Origin of the sequence: Gardnerella bretellae (assembly GCF_048545135.1) — a bacterium.
In the GTDB taxonomy this organism is placed as follows: Bacteria; Actinomycetota; Actinomycetes; order Actinomycetales; family Bifidobacteriaceae; genus Bifidobacterium; species Bifidobacterium greenwoodii.
Genome location: NZ_JBKQXU010000004.1, coordinates 111550 through 129768 on the forward strand (window position 1 = coordinate 111550; position 18219 = coordinate 129768).

An 18219-nucleotide genomic window follows, 5' to 3' on the forward strand; every position below is an offset into this window, starting at 1 on the left:
ATAAGCACGCGCGCATGAGACGTAATATAACGCTTACCAGGCGTTCCAGAACTAAGCAGGAACTGACCCATTGAAGCTGCCATGCCGACTGCAATAGTTGCAACATCTGGTTCGATTAGCTGCATAGTGTCGTAAATTGCCATACCCGCAGTAATAGAACCACCAGGCGAATTAATATACAACCAAATATCCTTCTTAGGATCTTGCGCCGCAAGCATCAGCATCTGAGCGCAGATAATATTAGCATTCTCGTCTTTTACTTCAGATCCCAACCAAATAATGCGATCTTTTAGCAACCGATTAAAAATAGAATCGGTTTGCGAAGACGCTTCCGCCTGTTCCATAACAGGAGAAGCTGTAAAAAGCTCAGTCACCTTATCTCCTTACCATAAACTTAAGTATTCCTAGATTATCGTGTGCGCGTGACCGTATAGAAAACATAGTATGCAGCGAATCAGCGAAATATTCTAGACTGAATTTTTACGAATCAATTCAGATAATTATTCAACTATTATACAGATTGATATAAAATGTTTAGTATATTTTTTATTAATGCAAATTCGCTCAAAGAGGAGAAGTCATGGATTCTAACAACTTGCCAAGCAACAATTACCCTCCGAATGCAGAAGCAAATAATAACAATCAGAGCAACGATTACCAAAATAATTGGAATCCAACAGACACTTACCCAAATAATGCTAATCAAACGGGCAGCTATCAAAACAACGAATATCAGAACAACACTTATCAAAACGACGGCTACCAAAATGACGGCTACCAAAATGGGTATCAGAACAATTCATACGTGAACAACGATTACCAAAATAATTGGAATCAAGAAAACACTTACCAAAACAACGACTATCAAAATAACGAATACCAAAATAACGGCTATCAAAATGATTGGTATCAAAACGACTACCAAAACGGGTACCAAAACGGGTACCAAAACGGGTATGCAAATAGTTATATAAATAACGATAAATTATTAAAAACGTATAAAGATTTCCAGCAGCGAGCAATAAGCTTCGTAAATACGACACTAGCAGATGAGCATAAGAAAAGAATTGCTGTCATTGTTGCTGTTGTACTAGCAGTAATAGTTTTCGGCAGCTTAATTACGGGCACTTTTGGCAAACATTACAATTGTTCTGCAGAAAAAAGCGTCAATATTGAAGAATACGCAAATTGCCATCCATCAGACTTTGAAGAAAGAGGCGATGATGACGTATCCGCAACGTTTGACGCTAAGGGAGATAACCTCAATATAACTGTTAAATTCACAGATCGCGTACCTGACGATGCAATTCCAAAGGCCACTGCTACTTTTTCCGACAGACTCTTCCTTTCAAATCTGTTCCCAGTACTTGAAGAAGCTAAAAATAAGGTCAGCTCTCCAATACACTTGTATTACACTATTTTAAATGACGACGGCAGTGTTATTTATAAAGATGACTTCATCGATAACTAAACAATATTACAATATGCGCTTTTGCTACTAATTGAATTAGCAAAGGCGCATATTTTATTTGCGTCTAAAAATTCTTGGCAGCAGCGTTACACTTCGTGCAGCAGCGCAGGAAACAATCATCGGAACGATCATAATAAGCGGAACATTCACTAGTTGCGCCACAAGTAAAAGCGCAAACCATAATGATTTTCGGCTTGCAGCCAATAGACTTGCTGCGCCAAAAATAGCAGACAATATCAATACATTAGGCTGGTTTATAAGAACGCTTCCAATAGGAAGTTTCATACTTACAGCGCACACAACAAGCCCAATGCAAGCACCCGATGAAATACTAGGCTGCAGCACGCCGCCGGAAGCACCGTAGCGCAAAACAAGCAAAGTAGCAAGCATTTTAATCATTGCAAGAAGCAGCAAAAGAATCATAATATTCGAACTAGCTGCCACATGCGGAAAGCTTGATACAGAAAAAGCAAGCTGAGCAAGCGACCTACCATTGCCCATAATATGCGGAAAAAGGCAAGCTATAACACCAATAAGCAAGCCGGCTATTGGCATAAAACACAGCATTTTTACGCCGCGCAAAGCATGAGTGCGACACCAAATAATACCAAAGCGAAAAACACAACCAAATAAGCCACACACTATGCCAACAGCAACAGCTAAAACAAAAATTTGCCAAGAAATCGTGCAGGAAAATTGCGAAATATTGTAGTATTTGGAATGATGCAGTAAAAATTCTGCAACAAGCGTTGCAACATAATTCATAACAAGAGCAAAAGGCAAGCAATACATGCGCTCCGATTGCGCAATATTTTTAACTACATTAACCGCTACAGGACCATTTTCGCGATTTAACCACGCGTAAAAACCAAGACCTTGAGTTTTACTAAGCAAACCTAATGCAAGCACAGTGCCAGCTAAAGGCGCGTGATACACTGCCGCCAATCCAGCTCCAGCAGCAGAAGCAATAAGTACGCGCTGAGTTTTGTAAGACACATGAAAAATGCGGCTGTAACGCTGAGCAATCATTGCAGCCAATTCTCGCGGAGCTACTTCCCTGCCTATTGAAATTCCAGAACCAACAATTCCGATTTGCAGCAAAACATGTGCAATAGTAGAAAAAATTGGCATAATGCTTCCGAAAACAGCTTGCGGAATAGTGACGATTCGAGGAGGATTCTCTCTTTTGCGCAAAAAATACCAAGCTATGCCGGCAATAGTCATTGAAATGGTTGTAGATAGCACGTAGCGATACCAAGGAAGCACTGAAAATACAGTGTTTTCAGCAGATTCAATTGAGCCAAAAGCAAGGTATTGTACTGCGTAAAGAATAAGCGTAAGAACTGTTGCACCTAAGCCGGCAAGAATGCCTAGAACAACAGAAGCTGCTGCAAATCGCGCTACTCGAATTGCGAGATTAAGTAAACTGCCAAATCTTGAGCAAGATTCAGACTTTGTTTCAGAGCTACTATCCATAACTTCTCGCAATTCTTAATAAAGTTAAGACCCGGCAGAAAAATAATTCCGCCAGGTCTTAGTTAAAGCATTTACAAAGTAACTTAGAATTTAGTTAATTCTACTCTACTTCTACTTAGAAAGCTCGTCAGCAACAGCAGCAGCCTTAGTTGCTGCTTCTACGCTTTCGCTTTCTTCATCTTCCTCAGACAAGAATGCGCTCAAATCAAGAGCCTCGCCTTCAGAAACAAACTTTACAGCGCGCATACCAGCAAGCAAGCCCTTAGAGCGAGCAACTTCCTGAATAGCGGAACCAAGCTGACCGTTGTTCACAATTGCATTGATGAACTGGTTTGGATCCATGCCGTACTGCTGAGCAACAGAAATCAAGAAGTTAGTGACATCTGCCTGAGAAACGGATACATCCATCTGCTCAGCCAAAGCATCGAGAACCATCTGGTCGCGAATTTCCTTTTCTGCAGCCTTCTGAGCTTCATCCTTCTGCTTCTTAGTAGCCTTTTCAGGATCTGGGGTCATGCCCTTCAAATGCTCAGCAACAGCCTTGTCCAAAACACCCTTTGGCACAGGAATTTCAACTTCTTCCTGAAGCTTAACAAGGAATGCGTCACGAGCGTTGGTGGCCTGACGACCTTCAGCAGCCTGTTCGCAAGACTTGCGAATTTCTGCCTTCAATTCCTTCAAAGTGTCAAACTCGGAAGCTTCCTGAGCGAAGTCATCATCAAGCTTTGGCAATTCCTGAGTCTTTACGGAATTAACCTTAACCTTAATCTGAGCCTTTTCGCCCTTATGCTTACCGGACTCAAGCTTGCCTTCAAAAGTGGTTTCTTCACCGGCAGAAAGGCTATCCAAAGCCTCATCCAAGCCGTCAAGCAAAACGCCGGAACCGATTTCGTAGCTAACGCCTTCCTGAGCGTCAACAACTTCATCGTTAATGCGAGCTTCCAAATCAATATTGGTGTAATCACCCTTAGTAGCTGGACGATCAACGCCAACCAAAGTTGCGAAACGCTGACGAAGAGCTTCCAAACGAGCCTTAACATCCTTGTCGGAAACCTTTGGCTTCTCAACTTCAATCTCAACGCCCTTGAACTTGTTCAGCTTGAACTCTGGACGACGCTCAACGGTCGCAACAAACTTAAGAGTTGCATCAGCTTCAGTAGACGTTGGAACTTCCTGAACGTCAAACTCTGGCTGATCCATTGGGTGAATCTTCTTTTCTTCCAAAGCATTGGAATAAAGCTCTGGTACAGCGGAATTAACGGCTTCACCAGCAACGGCTGCAAAACCGACACGCTGATCTACAATCTTGCCCGGTACATGACCCTTACGGAAACCTGGCACGTTAATTTGCTTTGCAATCTCCTTACGAGCCTCATCCAAGAATGGCTTGAAGTCTTCGAGATCTGCGGTGATAGTGAGCTTAACCTTAGTTGGCTCAAGATTCCTGACGCTGATTTTCACGCTTGCGCTCCTGAAATTACGTTTTCTACCTTCTGCCGTATGGCACAACCGTTACATGATAGCGCGAGTTACGGACTCAGCAATAAGTGCAACTTGCCATGGCCTAGCGCCTTGTTCCAAAAAGAAGGAATAAACGTCAACATCCGTAATATTTTCGCACCAACATAAGTTACGAATAATTTGCGGTTTAATAATGACTTCTACTGGAGTATGCGTGTCTTGCGAAATACTTGTAAGAACTGCTCTAATTCGTTGCAAACGCTCATATCTAGCGGGATGATGCTCTTTCCAATAGCGCATTGAGCGAGGAGCAGATTGCGCGTCTTGAGACTGCTGCAAACTTTTAGAATCTTTAAAATCGTCAGAATCATTATGCGCAATTTCCGAAAAATCATCCATGGCCGTTTCGCCAGATTTTGCACGATTAAGCGCTTTTTCAATAATATTCTTCCAAAGAGATGGCTTAATTTTGCGCTGAATTGGCGCGTAACGTTCAAACATTTTGTCTTGTTCGCTGCCTGTGTGAATGCGCACACGCTCGTTTAGTGAACGAATAGAACGAAAATCGCGAGCATTACGCGGCTTACGCTTTCCGGCTTCAATAATTGCCGAGTCAGAAAGCAAAAGATTAGGCGCAATATCGTATTTTTGAGCTAAAGCATCACGCTCTTGCCACAAGTCTTTTGCAATTATTAAGCCAACACGATCGTGCATAAGAACATTTATATGCGAAATTTTAAGCCACGGACGAGGATGAGGCGCTTTCTTTTGCGCACCCTTTATAAGCAAGTGCTTAAATTCTTCTTTAGCCCAATCCAATTTTCCTTGCTTTTTAAGTTCGCCGCGCATCACTTCTTCTAGTTCGATTAACAACTCAACGTCTAAAGCCGCGTAATTTCGCCAATCTCTAGGAAGAGGGCGGTAAGACCAGTCCGCTGCAGAATGTTCTTTTGCAAGAGTCAAACCCAAATAATATTCGGTTACAGAACTTAAACCAAAACGCTTTCTGCCAAGTAATTTAGCCGCGATTTCCGTATCAAATAAGTCACGCGGACGCAAACCAATGTCGAAAAATCCTGGCAAATCTTGCATAGAGTCGTGAATAATCCAAGGCGAATCCCCTATTGCCTCGTTAAACTCATGCCAATCAACACCGAGATTTTTAAGAGCCACAGGATCAAGCAAACCAATTCCTGCACCCTTGCGTTTAAATTGAATCAACCAATCTTCATGATTGTAGCGAAAACCGGAAGCTCGCTCAGCGTCCGCAGCCAAAGGGCCAGAGCCCGCTGCCAATAAACTGCAATATTCTTTATATGCTTCAAGCGTATCAATGACTTCTGGAACACCGTCTCTAGGCTCTTTTAAGAGCTTTGGTTCCTCGTTCAAGTACGCCTCCCGATTGTACGCTTTACACAAATTCTTACACTTTTTGCAAAATATTCTGTACTTTTTGCAAAATATCCGTAAAAAATATTTAAGCCGTGTTATAGATTATGCATCTTTTAACACGGCTTCAACTTTCGCACACAACTACGACTATTCAAAAATAAAAAATCAAATAAATAATCAATCAAATAATCAATCTGTTTTATTGTTTGCTATTTCGTCAGTTATGCGCTTAACAAGTTTAGTTTTAAGGAATCTAGTAAGAGTAAACGCAACCACCGAAACCAAAATCGTTGGGATAACGTAGAGGGTATGTAAACCTAAATCTCTTATTGGGAAAGTGGCAAGTTCTGTAGCAATGGTTATAGCAATAGATATTATTGGCACTTCAATAAGAAGTTTCTCATCGAAAGCTGCAACGATATTGGTCGGCAGCAAGATTATAGGCAAAACAATTAAAATAATAATTGCTGTGCCAAAGCCAAACTGATCGTTACACCGCACAAAAATAGCTAACGCTAATGTAAAAGCTAATGCAATCCAACAACCTATTCTGCGCTTCATTGCGTATCCTTTCTCTAAAAAAGGTTATTTGCATATATTATACAAAATCCTTTAAAAAAAAACAATACAATACGCAAAAATTGCCTAAAACGCATCGAGGTTCAGTCTAGTACACAACAAAACCGTGGTCTTTGAACTGGTTTACAACGCGCTCTTTAAGTGCTCTAGAAGGCCCTTTTTGATTCTCAAGAGGGTACGGAATCCTAAGCTCATGCCACTTTGGGCGGCCTAGTTGATGGAAGCCAAGCACGTCAATATGCTCAACAGCATCCCCAAACGAATCGCAAATTTCGGCAACTTTTTCAACGTTTTCTTCGCTGTCGGTCAAACCTGGAACGAGCACAAAACGCACCCAAATCTTCTTACCAGCCTTCGCCAAGCGCTGACCAAAGTCAATAGTTGGCTGAAGTAAGCCGCCAGTTACTTTTTTATACGTTTCTTCAGTTCCGGATTTAACGTCAAGAAGGCAAAGATCAATGTCTTCAATCATTTCATCCGTATAATTGCGATTCAAAAAGCCGGAAGTGTCCAAGCAAGTATGCACGCCCATTTCTTTTGCTGCACGAAAAACTCTAGATACAAAAGCTGGTTGCATCATGGACTCGCCGCCAGAAAAAGTGATTCCGCCGCCTGTTGCCTTAAAAAGACTTTGATAACGGTCAACTTTTTTAATCATCGCATCTAAGTAGACTGGCTTTCCGTCGCGCATTTTCCAAGTATCAGGATTCTGGCAATACTGGCAGCGAAGCGGGCAACCACTCATAAACACTGTCATACGAGTTCCCGGGCCATCAACAGAAGTGTTAATATCCCACGAATGCACAAACCCAATATCGCCTGTTTTAAGAGCAACAAGGCGATCTTTACGATCTAGCCCAATTGGAGATTCAAAGCCGGAAAGTCCACCCATTAAAGTTTGACGAGCATACTCTTTTGACTCTTTGAGCATATGCTGAGTAGTAGTACGAAACGCTGTATTTTCAACCACTTTTCTGCCCTCCAAACTTATTTAGCTGTGTGTAACTATTGCAATGTGTAACTGTTGCAACAGTAAACTTGCGTCTAACCGTTGTGCAAATAAGTAAACCGGGAGCGAAGCTAAGCTCGCTCCCGGCGCTCATAGATTAGATGAGTCAGTCAGAGACTGATCCTTGATGGAACGTACGAGAAATAACGTCGAGCTGCTGTTCCTTAGTGAGCTTCACGAAGTTCACTGCGTAGCCAGAAACTCGCACCGTCAAATGCGGGTACTTTTCTGGATGTTCAACTGCATCCTCGAGCTGTTCCTTACGCAACACGTTAATGTTCGCGTGGTACAGTCCGTGACCGTTGCCAGCATCCAGAATGCCGACCAAGTTATCAATCCTCTCACTTTCATCTCGACCTAAACCATCAGGAGTAATGGTGTTGGTCAGTGAGATGCCATCGAGGGCATCGTCATAATCAATCTTACCAACAGAAAACATAGATGGAAGCATTCCGTGAGAATCCATTCCATTTTCTGGGTTTGCGCCTGGTGCATACGGCGTGCCTTTCTTGTGTCCAGACGGGAAAGAACCGGTATTTTTGCCGTATTCAACGTTAGAAGTAATTGTCAAAATTGATTGTGTCGGCACGGCGTTTCTATACACAGGCAAACGCTTCACCTGGCCCATAACTGTGCTTACAACCCACTTTGCCAAATCGTCGGCGCGATCATCGTCGTTACCGTAGATTGGGAATTCACCAACCGTCTTGTAACCGACCACCAAATCGTCGTCTGCGCCTTCGATGTACTCGTACTCGTGACCTTCAGTATTCTTAGCATCCTTGTTGTAGATTGGGTAAACCTTTGCATACTTCAAGGCAGCCAAAGAATCCGCTGCAATAGACAAGCCGGACATACCGCAACCAAGCGTACGGTAGACTTCCCTATCGTGCAAAGCCATTTCAATGGACTCGTAAGCGTACTTATCGTGCATGTAGTGGATTATGTTCAAAGCCTCAATATAAGTCTCGGAAAGCCATTCCAAAGCCTTCTCGTAGTTGGCCTTGACTTTCTCATAGTCGAGAGTACCGTCGGCTTCTGGGCGAATTGGTTCAATAACGCCCTTGTCAATAACCTGCATGCCGGTCATTTCGTCGCGGCCACCGTTAATCGCGTAAAGCAAAGCCTTAGCGGAGTTCACGCGTGCAGCAAAGAACTGCATTTGCTTACCAACGCGCATTGGTGAAACGCAGCAAGCAATAGCAGCATCGTCACCCCAGTGCTCACGAATGTCTTTATCTGACTCGTACTGAATTGCAGAAGTGTCAATAGAGATTCGTGCGCAGAAACGCTTGTAAGCTTCTGGAAGCTTTGGATCCCAGAAAATGGTGATATTTGGCTCAGGGCCCGGTCCCAAATGCTCAAGAGTCAAAGTGTTGAGCAGACGGAACGAAGTCTTGGTTACGAAAGTGCGACCATCCTCGCTAAAGCCTGCATCGGACCAAGTTGCCCAGTAAGGATCTCCCGAGAAGATTGCGTCGTAATCCTTAGTACGCAAGAAGCGCACAATACGAAGCTTCATAACAAGAGCATCAATAATTTCCTGAGCATCGGTTTCGTTAATTAAACCAGCCTTCAAATCGCGCTCAAAGTAGCAATCAAAGAATGCAGAAACGCGGCCGAAGCTCATTGCAGCGCCATCCTGGCTCTTAACAGAAGCAAGGTAGCCCATGTAAGTCCACTGAACAGCTTCCTTAGCAGTCTGTGCTGGACGAGTCAAATCCAAACCGTACTCGTTACCCAAGTTAATAAGCTGCTTCAAAGCCTTAATCTGCTCATCATGCTCTTCGCGGAAGCGAATCCAATGCTCAATCTCAGTCTCGGTAAAATCGTTGCGGTATGGAATCGAATCCTTATCACGCTTCTTGAACTCAATAAGCATGTTCACACCGTACAAAGCCACGCGACGATAATCGCCAATAATACGACCACGGCCGTAAGCATCTGGCAAACCGGTTAGAATCTTGTTGTGGCGAGCAATCTTAATATTCTTGGTGTAAACACCAAACACGCCATCGTTATGCGTCTTGCGGTAAACGGTAAAAATCTTCTTAATTTGAGGATCTACTTCCTTACCAGCTTCCTTAATAGCCTGCTCAACCATACGCCAACCGCCGTTTGGCATCATAGCGCGCTTGCAAGGCTCATCAGTTTGAAGACCTACGATTACGTTATCTACTTCTGGGCTTTCAATATAACCTGCTGGCATGGCGTCAATACCTGCAGGAATATGAGTTTCAACATCGTATACGCGACGCTCACGCTCAACAGCCAAGTAATTGTCGTCAAGATACTTCCACATGTGCTTCGTTTTTTCTGTGGCATTAGCCAAGAAGCTTTCGTCGCCTTCATATGGCGTATAGTTCTTCAAAATGAAGTCACGAACGTCAATATCTTTCTGCCAGTTGCCACTTTCAAAACCGTCCCAAGCTTTGGTGCGAAGATCCTCTTCGTTGAGAACGGAAGCATCAACCGATGTCATTTTTAAGCTCCTTTTGTAATGCAGCGCACCTTCACGCTGTCTTAATAACAATATTAAGGCATACGTAGAAAAGTGCGCGAGGAGTTTTGCAAGAAATCTAGTGAGATATGTCACATTTTATTCTCGAAAAGCGGTTGTAACAGGCATTCTGCGATCCCTACCAAAAGCAATAGCGCTTACTTTTGGACCCAACGGATACTGCCTGCGCTTCCATTCGGCTCGATCTACCAAACGCATAACCGTATCTACAGTATGAGAGTCAAAACCGTCGGCAAGCAAATCAGCCCTTCCGTGAGCATGCTCAATATGAGCTTGTAAAACACGGTCAAGAAGCTCATATTCAGGCAAAGAATCGGAATCTTTTTGCCCCGGACGAAGCTCCGCGCTAGGCGGTTTAACAATAGAGTTTACTGGAATCAATATGCCGTCTTTAGGAGCTTTAGTCTTTTTAGCATCCTCAAAACCAACAATTTTTAACATGCCAACGCCTACTCCAGCTTTAGCTGCACGATTGCGCCAGCGAGAAAGCGCCCAAACACGCGTTTTTAGCAAATCTTTAATAGGAGCATACCCTCCTACCGCATCTCCATAAATTGTTGAATATCCGCAAGCAAGCTCTGATTTATTACCAGTTGCGAGCGCCAACACTCCTAGAGAATTTGAGTAAGCCATTACGATTACTCCACGAACGCGAGCCTGCAAGTTTTCTGCAGCAACACCTTGCAAATCAAGCTGAGACTGAAAAGCCTTAAAAATAGGCTCAATCGGCTGCACATCGTAGCAGGCACCAATGCGATTTGCTAAATCGCACGCATCATCCTTAGAGCCGTCAGAAGAATACATGCTCGGCATGGAAATTCCGTGAACATTTTCGCCGCCACACGCGTCCGCAGCCATAGTTGCAACTAAAGCTGAATCAATACCGCCAGAAAGACCTAAGCACACGCCTTTAAAACCGTTTTTACGCATGTAGTCGCGAAGACCCAGAACGCAAGCGCTGTAAACTTCTTCGTCCGAATCCAGTTTTGGAGCAATACTAGAAGTTTTTTGAGAAGAAAGCGAAGTGTCAAAATCAATAAAAGACAAGTCTTCAGCAAACATTGGCGAGCGCTCAAGCAAAGTTCCGTCAACATCAACAACAAAACTTCCGCCGTCAAAAACTAAATCGTCTTGACCACCAACCTGATTCACGTACACAACTGGAGCATGAACTTCCTCAGCACGCTTTTTAGCCAAGTTCAAGCGCACATGAGTTTTACCTTCCTCGTAAGGAGAGCCGTTCATTGTTATAAGAGCATCAATACCAAGTTCTGCTAAGCGCGCAACAGGTCCACCATCTTGCCAAATGTCTTCACAAATAGCAAAGCCAAGACGCATATTATTAATCTGCAAAATTTCGCACTTATTTCCGGAAGAGAAAATACGAAACTCGTCAAAAACGCCGTAATTTGGCAAAAAATGCTTATCGTACTGAAGCACTGATTCGCCTTTGTGAAGAACAAGTAGACGGTTACGAGGCTTTCCTGCAGACTCGTCGAAACCAACAGTGCCAACTACTACGTAAAGCTCACCCAAGCCTTCTTCCGAAAGTTTTTTAGCAAGAGACTCTGCAGCTTTTTGCGCGGCCGCACGGAAAGTTCCTCTTAAAGCAAGATCTTCAATCGGATATCCGGTTAATGTCATTTCTGGAAACACAACCATATTCGCACCATTATTTGCGGCGCAAGTTGCGTATTTCACCACTTTTTCAACATTGCTATCAATATTTCCAACGCAGGTATCTATCTGCGCTAATGCCAATCGCAAAAAACTCATATTTACTAGTTTAATAGCATTCGTTACGCAATTAAGCGACGTGTTGAAAAACTTATTTTTCCCCAGCCATGCCGTAAGCATGCGGATTAGTAACACGTCATAAATATTACTAATAAGCAAATTGTAGAATTCTTGATTTTTCTGGCCTATATTGAGAACTCGTTACTCGCGAAGGGGAGAAACGTAAAAACAAAATAAAAAAAAAACAAACAACAAACACAACAAACAAACAGGTAAACAAACCAAGGAGAAGAAAATATGCGCAGGATTAAAGTTATTGCATCACTCACAGCACTCGCAGCGCTCGCAACTTTTGCTTTAAGCGGATGCGGAAGCACTAAAGGCGCAAACGGCGATGATAAGACAATTACCATAGCAGCAACGCCAACCCCACATGCGGAAATTCTTAACAATGTTGTGAAACCAGTTTTGAAAAAAGAAGGTTACAAGCTTGTTGTTAAGGAATTCACCGACTACGTTCAGCCAAATGCTGCAACCGAAGAAGGTGAAGTTGACGCAAACTACTACCAGCATCTTCCATACTTGGACAACTACAATAAGGAAAAGGGCTCGCACCTGATTTCAATTGCAGGAATACATTTTGAGCCATTTGGACTTTACCCGGGAAAGACAAAAACCATTAAGGATTTGGCTAACGGCGCTACTATTGCAGTTCCAAACGATCCTTCTAATGAAGCTCGCGCACTTCTTCTTCTTCAGGATGCCGGTTTGATTAAGTTGAAGAATCCAAAGGATGTAAAATCAACAGTTAACGACATTACGAGCAATCCTAAGAATTTGAAGTTCAAGGAGCTTGACCCGTCTGCAGTTCCAACAGCTATTAAGGATGTTGATCTTGCTGCAATGAACGGAAACTACGCTATTCAGGCTGGTTTTAACCCAACTAAGGATCCTCTTACTTCCGAAAAAGTTGGTGGCGTTGCCGCTAAAACTTACGAAAACATTATTGTTGTAAAGAAGGGTTCAGAAAAGCTGGCTAAGATTAAAGCCTTGATTAAAGCTTTGAAAACAAGTGCAGTTCGCGATTATATTAATAAGAACTATAAGGGCGCTGTGCTTCCAGTTTTCTAAAGAATAAAAAGTAGCCACATACTGCCACAAGGCGTGTGCTTTGCGGCAGTATTTTTAGTATTTTTTAGTTTGTAATATACGTAGTGTAGATATTTTAGTTAAGTATTGAACTTACCTAAAGTATCCTAAGAATAATAAGCTGTTAGGGAATAAGCATGATTCAGATTGAACATCTTCATAAAAGCTACGGAAAAGGTAGCGAAGCGCATGAAGCATTGCACGATATTAATCTCACCATTGAATCTGGCGAAGTATTCGGAATACTTGGCTCTTCTGGTGCCGGTAAATCTTCATTAGTGCGCTGCATGAATCTGCTTGAGAGGCCAACTTCCGGAAAAGTTATAATTGACGGCAACGATATTAGCGAAGTAAAAGATAAAGAGCTTGCTAAAGTTCGCGCGAATATTGGAATGATTTTCCAAAACTTTAGTCTTTTCCAGCAGCGCACAGTATTGCGAAACGTAACTTTTCCGCTTGAACTAAATCACACTCCAAAAAAAGAACGTGAAGAGCGCGCACACTATTTGCTTGACTTGGTTGGATTGCAGGATTTTGCTAACCGCTACCCTAGCCAGCTTTCCGGCGGACAACAGCAGCGCGTAGCAATCGCTCGAGCCTTGGCAAATAATCCTTCGATTATGCTTTGCGACGAAGCTACAAGCGCACTCGACTCCACTACAACAGCTCAAATACTTGACTTATTGCGCAGAATTAACCGCGAGCTTAACGTGACGCTCGTTATTATTACGCACTCGTTGGCAGTTGCTAGAAATATTTGCGACCGTGTGGCAATGATTGACGGCGGAAATATTGTGGAATTAGGAGATACTGCAGAGCTTTTCGCAAATCCACAAAGCGATATTTTGCGCACGCTTATTGCAGACGACAAAGTAGAAAATCATAGAAATAAGAAGAGTTTTACCGAAAACTACACACTTGCAGGCGAGGTGAAGTAAAATGCTAGAAACTGCTACACAATTTATTGATAACTATGGCGATTTACTAATTGAAGGCGTGCAAGATACTTTAGTAATGACTTCTGTGGCAACACTTTTAGCTTATGCAATTGGCCTTCCAATTGGTGTGCTGCTTATTATTTCGGGCAAAAAGGGCATTTGCCCAAACGCAACTTTAAGCGCTGTTATTGGCTGGATTGTTAATATTGTGCGCTCAGTGCCGTTTATTATTCTTCTTGTTGCTTTAATTCCGTTCACTCGCCTACTTGTTGGCACATCTCTTGGAGTTCCAGGAGCTATTGTGCCGCTTGTTATTACAGCAGCTCCGTTTGTGGCGCGAATTGTTGAACAGTCCTTGGCAGAAGTTGACGGAAGCTTAATTGAAGCTGCACAAAGCTTTGGAGCAAGCAAACTTCAAATTGTGTGCAAAGTGCTGCTTTGGGAAGCTTTGCCTTCGCTTATTCGCGGCGCTGCTCTTACATTCATAACGCTTTTTGGTTTTAGTGCAATGGCTGGAACAGTTGGAGCTGGCGGACTTGGAGATATTGCAATACGTTACGGCTACCAGCGCTACCAGTACGATGTTATGACGGTTGCCGTGGTGCTCTGCATTATTCTTGTGCAAATTGTGCAAAGCTTGGGAGATTTTATTTCACGCACTATAAATCACCACGAGCGCTAAAACTTACAAACTCTAACTTTGTAAAACTAAGGCATGTTGTGAAAACTTTACAAAAACAAAGTCTTCGCAACATGCCTTTAATAAAAAGTGCATGTAATCGTGTAAAATGGCTGATAATTCGACATTTGCAGGGGTGCTTTCTTTTAGAAGGCTGAGATAGGCAAAGCCTAACCCTTCGAACCTGTTTAGTTAATACAACGTAGGGAGCAACGATTTTAGTATGACCTCGAATTATCCATACGCATCAATGCGTGATCAGTTCAATCTCACCGCCTGCTTTATTGCAGACCCAAAAGCTTGTAATAATCGTCCGCTTACCGATATTGTTGATGATGCTTTGCGCGCAGGAGCAACGTTGATTCGTTTGCACGCAAATGATGAGAGCGCAAAAGAAATCACAACTATTGCTCGAGATATTGCACAAATTATTGAAGACAATAACAAGTGTGATTCAGTAACTTTTGTTATTGACGAGCGAGTTGATGTTGCTTGGCAGGCTAGAAATCAAAGCATTAAAGTTGACGGCGTTCACTTAGCTCAAAGCGACATGGAACCTAGAGAAGCGCGCGCTTTGCTTGGCGAGGATGCTGTTATTGGTTTAACAGTTGAAACAGAAAGCTTAGTTAAGGTTATTAACGAGCTTCCAGATGGTTGCATTGACTACATTTGCGTAACAGCAATGCGAAACCCAGAAGAAGGGCAAGAAAACACTACTGCCTCTTACGAATTGGAAGCGAATCACACAACGCTGGACGAAGCAAAAATTAATACGATTTGCTCCGCAAGCGATTTCCCAGTTTTAGTTGGCGGAAAAACTCAGCTTGAAGACGTATCTATGATTGCTCGCACAAATGCTGCAGGCTTCTTCGTTACAGAACCGATTTATGCTTCGCAAACTCCAGAATCAACAATGCATGATTTTGTTGAAAGCTGGAAGTCAGTGCGCCAAGAAAGCAAGCACGGCTACGCTAAGCGCGTAGTTGTTGACGAAAAAGCTTCAAACTCAGAATCTAAAGAAACTGCAGAAAAGAAACCAACTTTTATTAACGCTAAAGAAGCAAAAGAAGCAGCAAAGTTAGCTAAGCAGCAGCGCGTAGATATTGCATCACGCGGATGCACTCAGCGAGACAAGGCTCATATTCGCAAAACTACTCCAGTTCATTTTGAATACGAGTACGGTTCTTACGATTTGGAAGTTCCATACACTGAGATTAAGCTTTCGGACACTCCTGGCGTTGGCCCTAACCCGCCTTTTAAGGACTACAATACTGAAGGTCCAAAGTGCGATCCTAAGGAAGGCTTGGCTCCGCTTCGACTTGACTGGATTCGCGACCGTGGTGACGTTGTGGAATATGAGGGTCGCAGGCGCAATCTTCAAGACGACGGAAAGCGCGCAATTAAACGCGGTAAGGCTTCTAAAGAATGGCGTGGTCGCACGCATAAGCCAATGAAGGGCGCGGATCATCCGATTACGCAAATGTGGTACGCTCGCCACGGAATCGTAACCCCAGAAATGCAGTATGTTGCTACTCGCGAAAATTGCGACGTAGAGCTTGTTCGCTCCGAACTTGCAGCCGGACGTGCTGTAATTCCTTGCAATATTAACCACCCTGAGGCAGAGCCTATGATTATTGGTTCTCGCTTCTTAACTAAGCTCAACGCAAACATGGGCAATTCTGCCGTAACTTCTTCTATTGACGAAGAAGTTGAAAAACTTACGTGGGCAACGAAGTGGGGTGCGGATACCGTTATGGATCTTTCCACCGGTAACGATATTCACACCACGCGCGAATGGATTTTGCGCAACTCCCCTGTGCCGATCGGCACTGTGCCAATGTACCAGGCTTTGGAAAAGGTTGAGGATGACGCTTCTAAGCTAAGCTGGGAACTTTTCCGCGACACTGTTATTGAGCAGTGCGAGCAGGGCGTTGACTACATGACTATTCACGCTGGCGTGCTTCTTCGCTACGTGCCGCTTACTGCAAACCGCGTAACCGGCATTGTTTCTCGAGGCGGCTCGATTATGGCTGAATGGTGCTTGCAGCATCATCAGGAAAGCTTCTTGTACACGCACTTTGAAGAATTGTGCGAGATTTTTGCAAAGTACGATGTTGCATTCTCTTTGGGTGACGGCTTGCGCCCAGGTAGCTTGGCTGATGCAAACGATGCTGCTCAGCTTTCTGAGCTTATGACGCTTGGCGAGCTTACTAAGATTGCTTGGCAGCATGATGTGCAAGTTATGATTGAAGGCCCTGGCCACGTGCCATTCGACACTGTGCGCATGAATATTGAAATGGAGAAGGCGATTTGCCAGAATGCTCCATTCTATACGCTTGGTCCTTTGACTACCGACACTGCCCCAGGCTACGATCACATTACTTCCGCAATTGGCGGCGTAGAAATTGCGCGCTACGGCACGGCAATGCTTTGCTACGTAACACCTAAGGAACATTTGGGATTGCCTAACAAGGACGACGTGAAGCAGGGCGTAATTGCGTACAAGATCGCTTGCCACGCGGCAGATCTTGCTAAGCATCATCCACATGCTATGGATCGCGACAACGCTATTAGTAAGGCTCGTTTTGAGTTCCGCTGGTTGGATCAGTTCAACTTAAGCTACGATCCAGATACTGCAATCGCCTTCCACGACGATACTCTTCCTGCAGAACCGGCAAAAATGGCGCATTTCTGCTCGATGTGCGGACCAAAGTTCTGCTCGATGGCTATTTCGCAAAACATTCGTAAGCGCTTTGGTGGAGCAGCTCAGCAGGAACAGCTTGTTGAAGAAGCTCGAAACCAGGCTATTGCTGACGGCATGAAAGAGATGAGCAAGAAGTTCCAGGAATCTGGCTCGTCGCTTTACCAAAGCGTTAAAGAATAAGCTATAGTAAGCGCGAACTTAAGCGCTGTAGGCAAGCTTATGTGAGCTTACAGCGCACGAATTACTTTTTAAAGTAATGAATAAAATACTTACAATGGATAATGCATAACAGAAGAAGGTTGAACAACCGAAGCGAGTTTTATAGCTAGGTTTTGCAAGGAATCTTGCAGGGCTTAACTATAAAGCTCGCTTTTTTATTGCTGATTTATTTACCAGCTTAAACTTCACAAAACTTCAATAGAAATAATGCCAACAGGCTCAAGAGGAGCATCAGAGCGATCGGTTGCAACCGACTCGAGCTTATCTACAACAGCCTTCGATTCATCGTCAGCGACTTCGCCGAAAATTGTATGATGACCGTCAAGCCATGGAGTTGGAACGGTTGTGATGAAGAACTGCGAGCCGTTAGTGCCATGCAAACGACCGTCACGACCGCGACGCTTTCCAGCATTTGCCATAGCGAGCAAATAAGGCTTGTTGAACTTCAAGGATGTGTCAATTTCATCGTCAAACTCGTAGCCAGGACCGCCAGTTCCGTTACCAAGTGGGCATCCACCCTGAATCATAAATTCCTTAATAATGCGGTGGAAAGTTAAACCATCGTAAAATGGCTCATGCGAAGGTTCTCCACTGAATGGGTCGATCCACTCGCGTTCACCGGTAGCTAAGCCAACGAAATTTTTGACGGTTTCAGGCGCTTTGGTATCAAACAGGTTGATTTTAATATCGCCTTCAGAAGTATGCATAATAACTGTAGTCATGTGGTAATTCTCCCATATTTTCGTGACTGTTTCAATTCGTGTTAAATAAAAATATTCGCATACGAAAATGCCCCACTTCGCGGAGTGAAGAAAGATGCGAAGTGGGGCAAGTATTTATTTATTTATTGTCTAGCAAAGCAGAAAGCTTTACTGGCTTTTAAG

14 protein-coding genes and 1 riboswitch are annotated in these 18219 nt (G+C 43.6%); of the genes, 5 read left to right on the forward strand and 9 right to left on the reverse strand.

What is annotated here, in order from left to right; genetic code table 11:
* The coding region (locus ACJV7B_RS04510; protein WP_419389060.1) for an ATP-dependent Clp protease proteolytic subunit at positions 1-374 on the reverse strand (374 nt) is incomplete at its 3' end.
* Positions 375-580: 206 nt separating this feature from the next.
* Here ACJV7B_RS04510 and ACJV7B_RS04515 point away from each other — a divergent pair.
* A complete protein-coding gene (locus ACJV7B_RS04515; protein ID WP_419389061.1) occupies positions 581-1471 on the forward strand; it encodes a hypothetical protein in 891 nt (296 codons plus the stop codon).
* Between the two features lie 54 nt (positions 1472-1525).
* Here the strand turns inward: ACJV7B_RS04515 and ACJV7B_RS04520 are convergent, their stop codons facing one another.
* From ACJV7B_RS04520 to ACJV7B_RS04550, 7 genes are all read right to left on the reverse strand, one after another.
* The gene (locus ACJV7B_RS04520) at positions 1526-2947 is read right to left on the reverse strand and encodes a chloride channel protein (protein WP_419389062.1); all 1422 of its coding nucleotides are present in this window, start codon (positions 2945-2947) and stop codon (positions 1526-1528) included.
* Between the two features lie 111 nt (positions 2948-3058).
* Positions 3059-4408, reverse strand: coding sequence for a trigger factor (gene tig / locus ACJV7B_RS04525; protein WP_419389063.1), 1350 nt, complete (start codon positions 4406-4408; stop codon positions 3059-3061).
* A gap of 51 nt (positions 4409-4459) precedes the next feature.
* Positions 4460-5797, reverse strand: coding sequence for an HRDC domain-containing protein (locus ACJV7B_RS04530; protein WP_419389064.1), 1338 nt, complete (start codon positions 5795-5797; stop codon positions 4460-4462).
* Positions 5798-5989: 192 nt separating this feature from the next.
* Positions 5990-6361 carry a hypothetical protein gene (locus ACJV7B_RS04535; RefSeq protein WP_419389065.1) on the reverse strand — a complete coding sequence of 124 codons (372 nt, stop codon included), beginning with the start codon at positions 6359-6361 and terminating at the stop codon, positions 5990-5992.
* 106 nt (positions 6362-6467) lie between these two features.
* The gene (gene pflA, locus ACJV7B_RS04540) at positions 6468-7349 is read right to left on the reverse strand and encodes a pyruvate formate-lyase-activating protein (RefSeq protein WP_004127262.1); all 882 of its coding nucleotides are present in this window, start codon (positions 7347-7349) and stop codon (positions 6468-6470) included.
* A gap of 145 nt (positions 7350-7494) precedes the next feature.
* Positions 7495-9870 (reverse strand): formate C-acetyltransferase, encoded by a 2376-nt coding sequence (gene pflB, locus ACJV7B_RS04545; RefSeq protein ID WP_004137380.1) that lies wholly within the window; start codon positions 9868-9870, stop codon positions 7495-7497.
* Between the two features lie 117 nt (positions 9871-9987).
* Entirely contained in the window at positions 9988-11685 is a 1698-nt protein-coding gene (locus tag ACJV7B_RS04550; protein WP_419389066.1) for an NAD+ synthase, read from the reverse strand.
* A 258-nt stretch (positions 11686-11943) separates the two neighbouring features.
* On the opposite strand from ACJV7B_RS04550, the gene ACJV7B_RS04555 reads away from it, so the two are divergent.
* The 4 genes from ACJV7B_RS04555 to thiC all read left to right on the forward strand — a co-directional run bounded on the left by ACJV7B_RS04555 (position 11944) and on the right by thiC (position 17296).
* The gene (locus ACJV7B_RS04555; RefSeq protein WP_004137384.1) at positions 11944-12777 is read left to right on the forward strand and encodes a MetQ/NlpA family ABC transporter substrate-binding protein; all 834 of its coding nucleotides are present in this window, start codon (positions 11944-11946) and stop codon (positions 12775-12777) included.
* Positions 12778-12932: 155 nt separating this feature from the next.
* Positions 12933-13733, forward strand: coding sequence for a methionine ABC transporter ATP-binding protein (locus tag ACJV7B_RS04560; RefSeq protein ID WP_410296122.1), 801 nt, complete (start codon positions 12933-12935; stop codon positions 13731-13733).
* A 1-nt stretch (position 13734) separates the two neighbouring features.
* A complete protein-coding gene (locus ACJV7B_RS04565) occupies positions 13735-14415 on the forward strand; it encodes a methionine ABC transporter permease (protein ID WP_308583147.1) in 681 nt (226 codons plus the stop codon).
* A gap of 119 nt (positions 14416-14534) precedes the next feature.
* Positions 14535-14638: riboswitch (TPP riboswitch) on the forward strand.
* Entirely contained in the window at positions 14636-17296 is a 2661-nt protein-coding gene (thiC, locus tag ACJV7B_RS04570; RefSeq protein ID WP_419389067.1) for a phosphomethylpyrimidine synthase ThiC, read from the forward strand. It overlaps the preceding riboswitch by 3 nt.
* A 224-nt stretch (positions 17297-17520) precedes the next feature.
* On the opposite strand, the gene ACJV7B_RS04575 is transcribed toward thiC, so the two are convergent.
* Positions 17521-18057, reverse strand: a complete 537-nt coding sequence (locus tag ACJV7B_RS04575; protein WP_419389068.1) for a peptidylprolyl isomerase — start codon at positions 18055-18057, stop codon at positions 17521-17523.
* Between the last annotated feature and the right edge of the window lie 162 nt (positions 18058-18219).

Excerpts from the sequence above, each read along its gene's own strand:
- ACJV7B_RS04560 (WP_410296122.1), top strand. The coding sequence starts at position 12,933 with ATGATTCAGATTGAACATCTTCATAAAAGCTACGGAAAAGGTAGCGAA.
- thiC (WP_419389067.1), top strand. The coding sequence starts at position 14,636 with ATGACCTCGAATTATCCATACGCATCAATGCGTGATCAGTTCAATCTC.
- ACJV7B_RS04550 (WP_419389066.1), bottom strand. The coding sequence starts at position 11,685 with ATGAGTTTTTTGCGATTGGCATTAGCGCAGATAGATACCTGCGTTGGA.
- ACJV7B_RS04555 (WP_004137384.1), top strand. The coding sequence starts at position 11,944 with ATGCGCAGGATTAAAGTTATTGCATCACTCACAGCACTCGCAGCGCTC.
- ACJV7B_RS04535 (WP_419389065.1), bottom strand. The coding sequence starts at position 6,361 with ATGAAGCGCAGAATAGGTTGTTGGATTGCATTAGCTTTTACATTAGCG.
- ACJV7B_RS04575 (WP_419389068.1), bottom strand. The coding sequence starts at position 18,057 with ATGACTACAGTTATTATGCATACTTCTGAAGGCGATATTAAAATCAAC.
- ACJV7B_RS04515 (WP_419389061.1), top strand. The coding sequence starts at position 581 with ATGGATTCTAACAACTTGCCAAGCAACAATTACCCTCCGAATGCAGAA.
- ACJV7B_RS04520 (WP_419389062.1), bottom strand. The coding sequence starts at position 2,947 with ATGGATAGTAGCTCTGAAACAAAGTCTGAATCTTGCTCAAGATTTGGC.
- ACJV7B_RS04565 (WP_308583147.1), top strand. The coding sequence starts at position 13,735 with ATGCTAGAAACTGCTACACAATTTATTGATAACTATGGCGATTTACTA.
- pflB (WP_004137380.1), bottom strand. The coding sequence starts at position 9,870 with ATGACATCGGTTGATGCTTCCGTTCTCAACGAAGAGGATCTTCGCACC.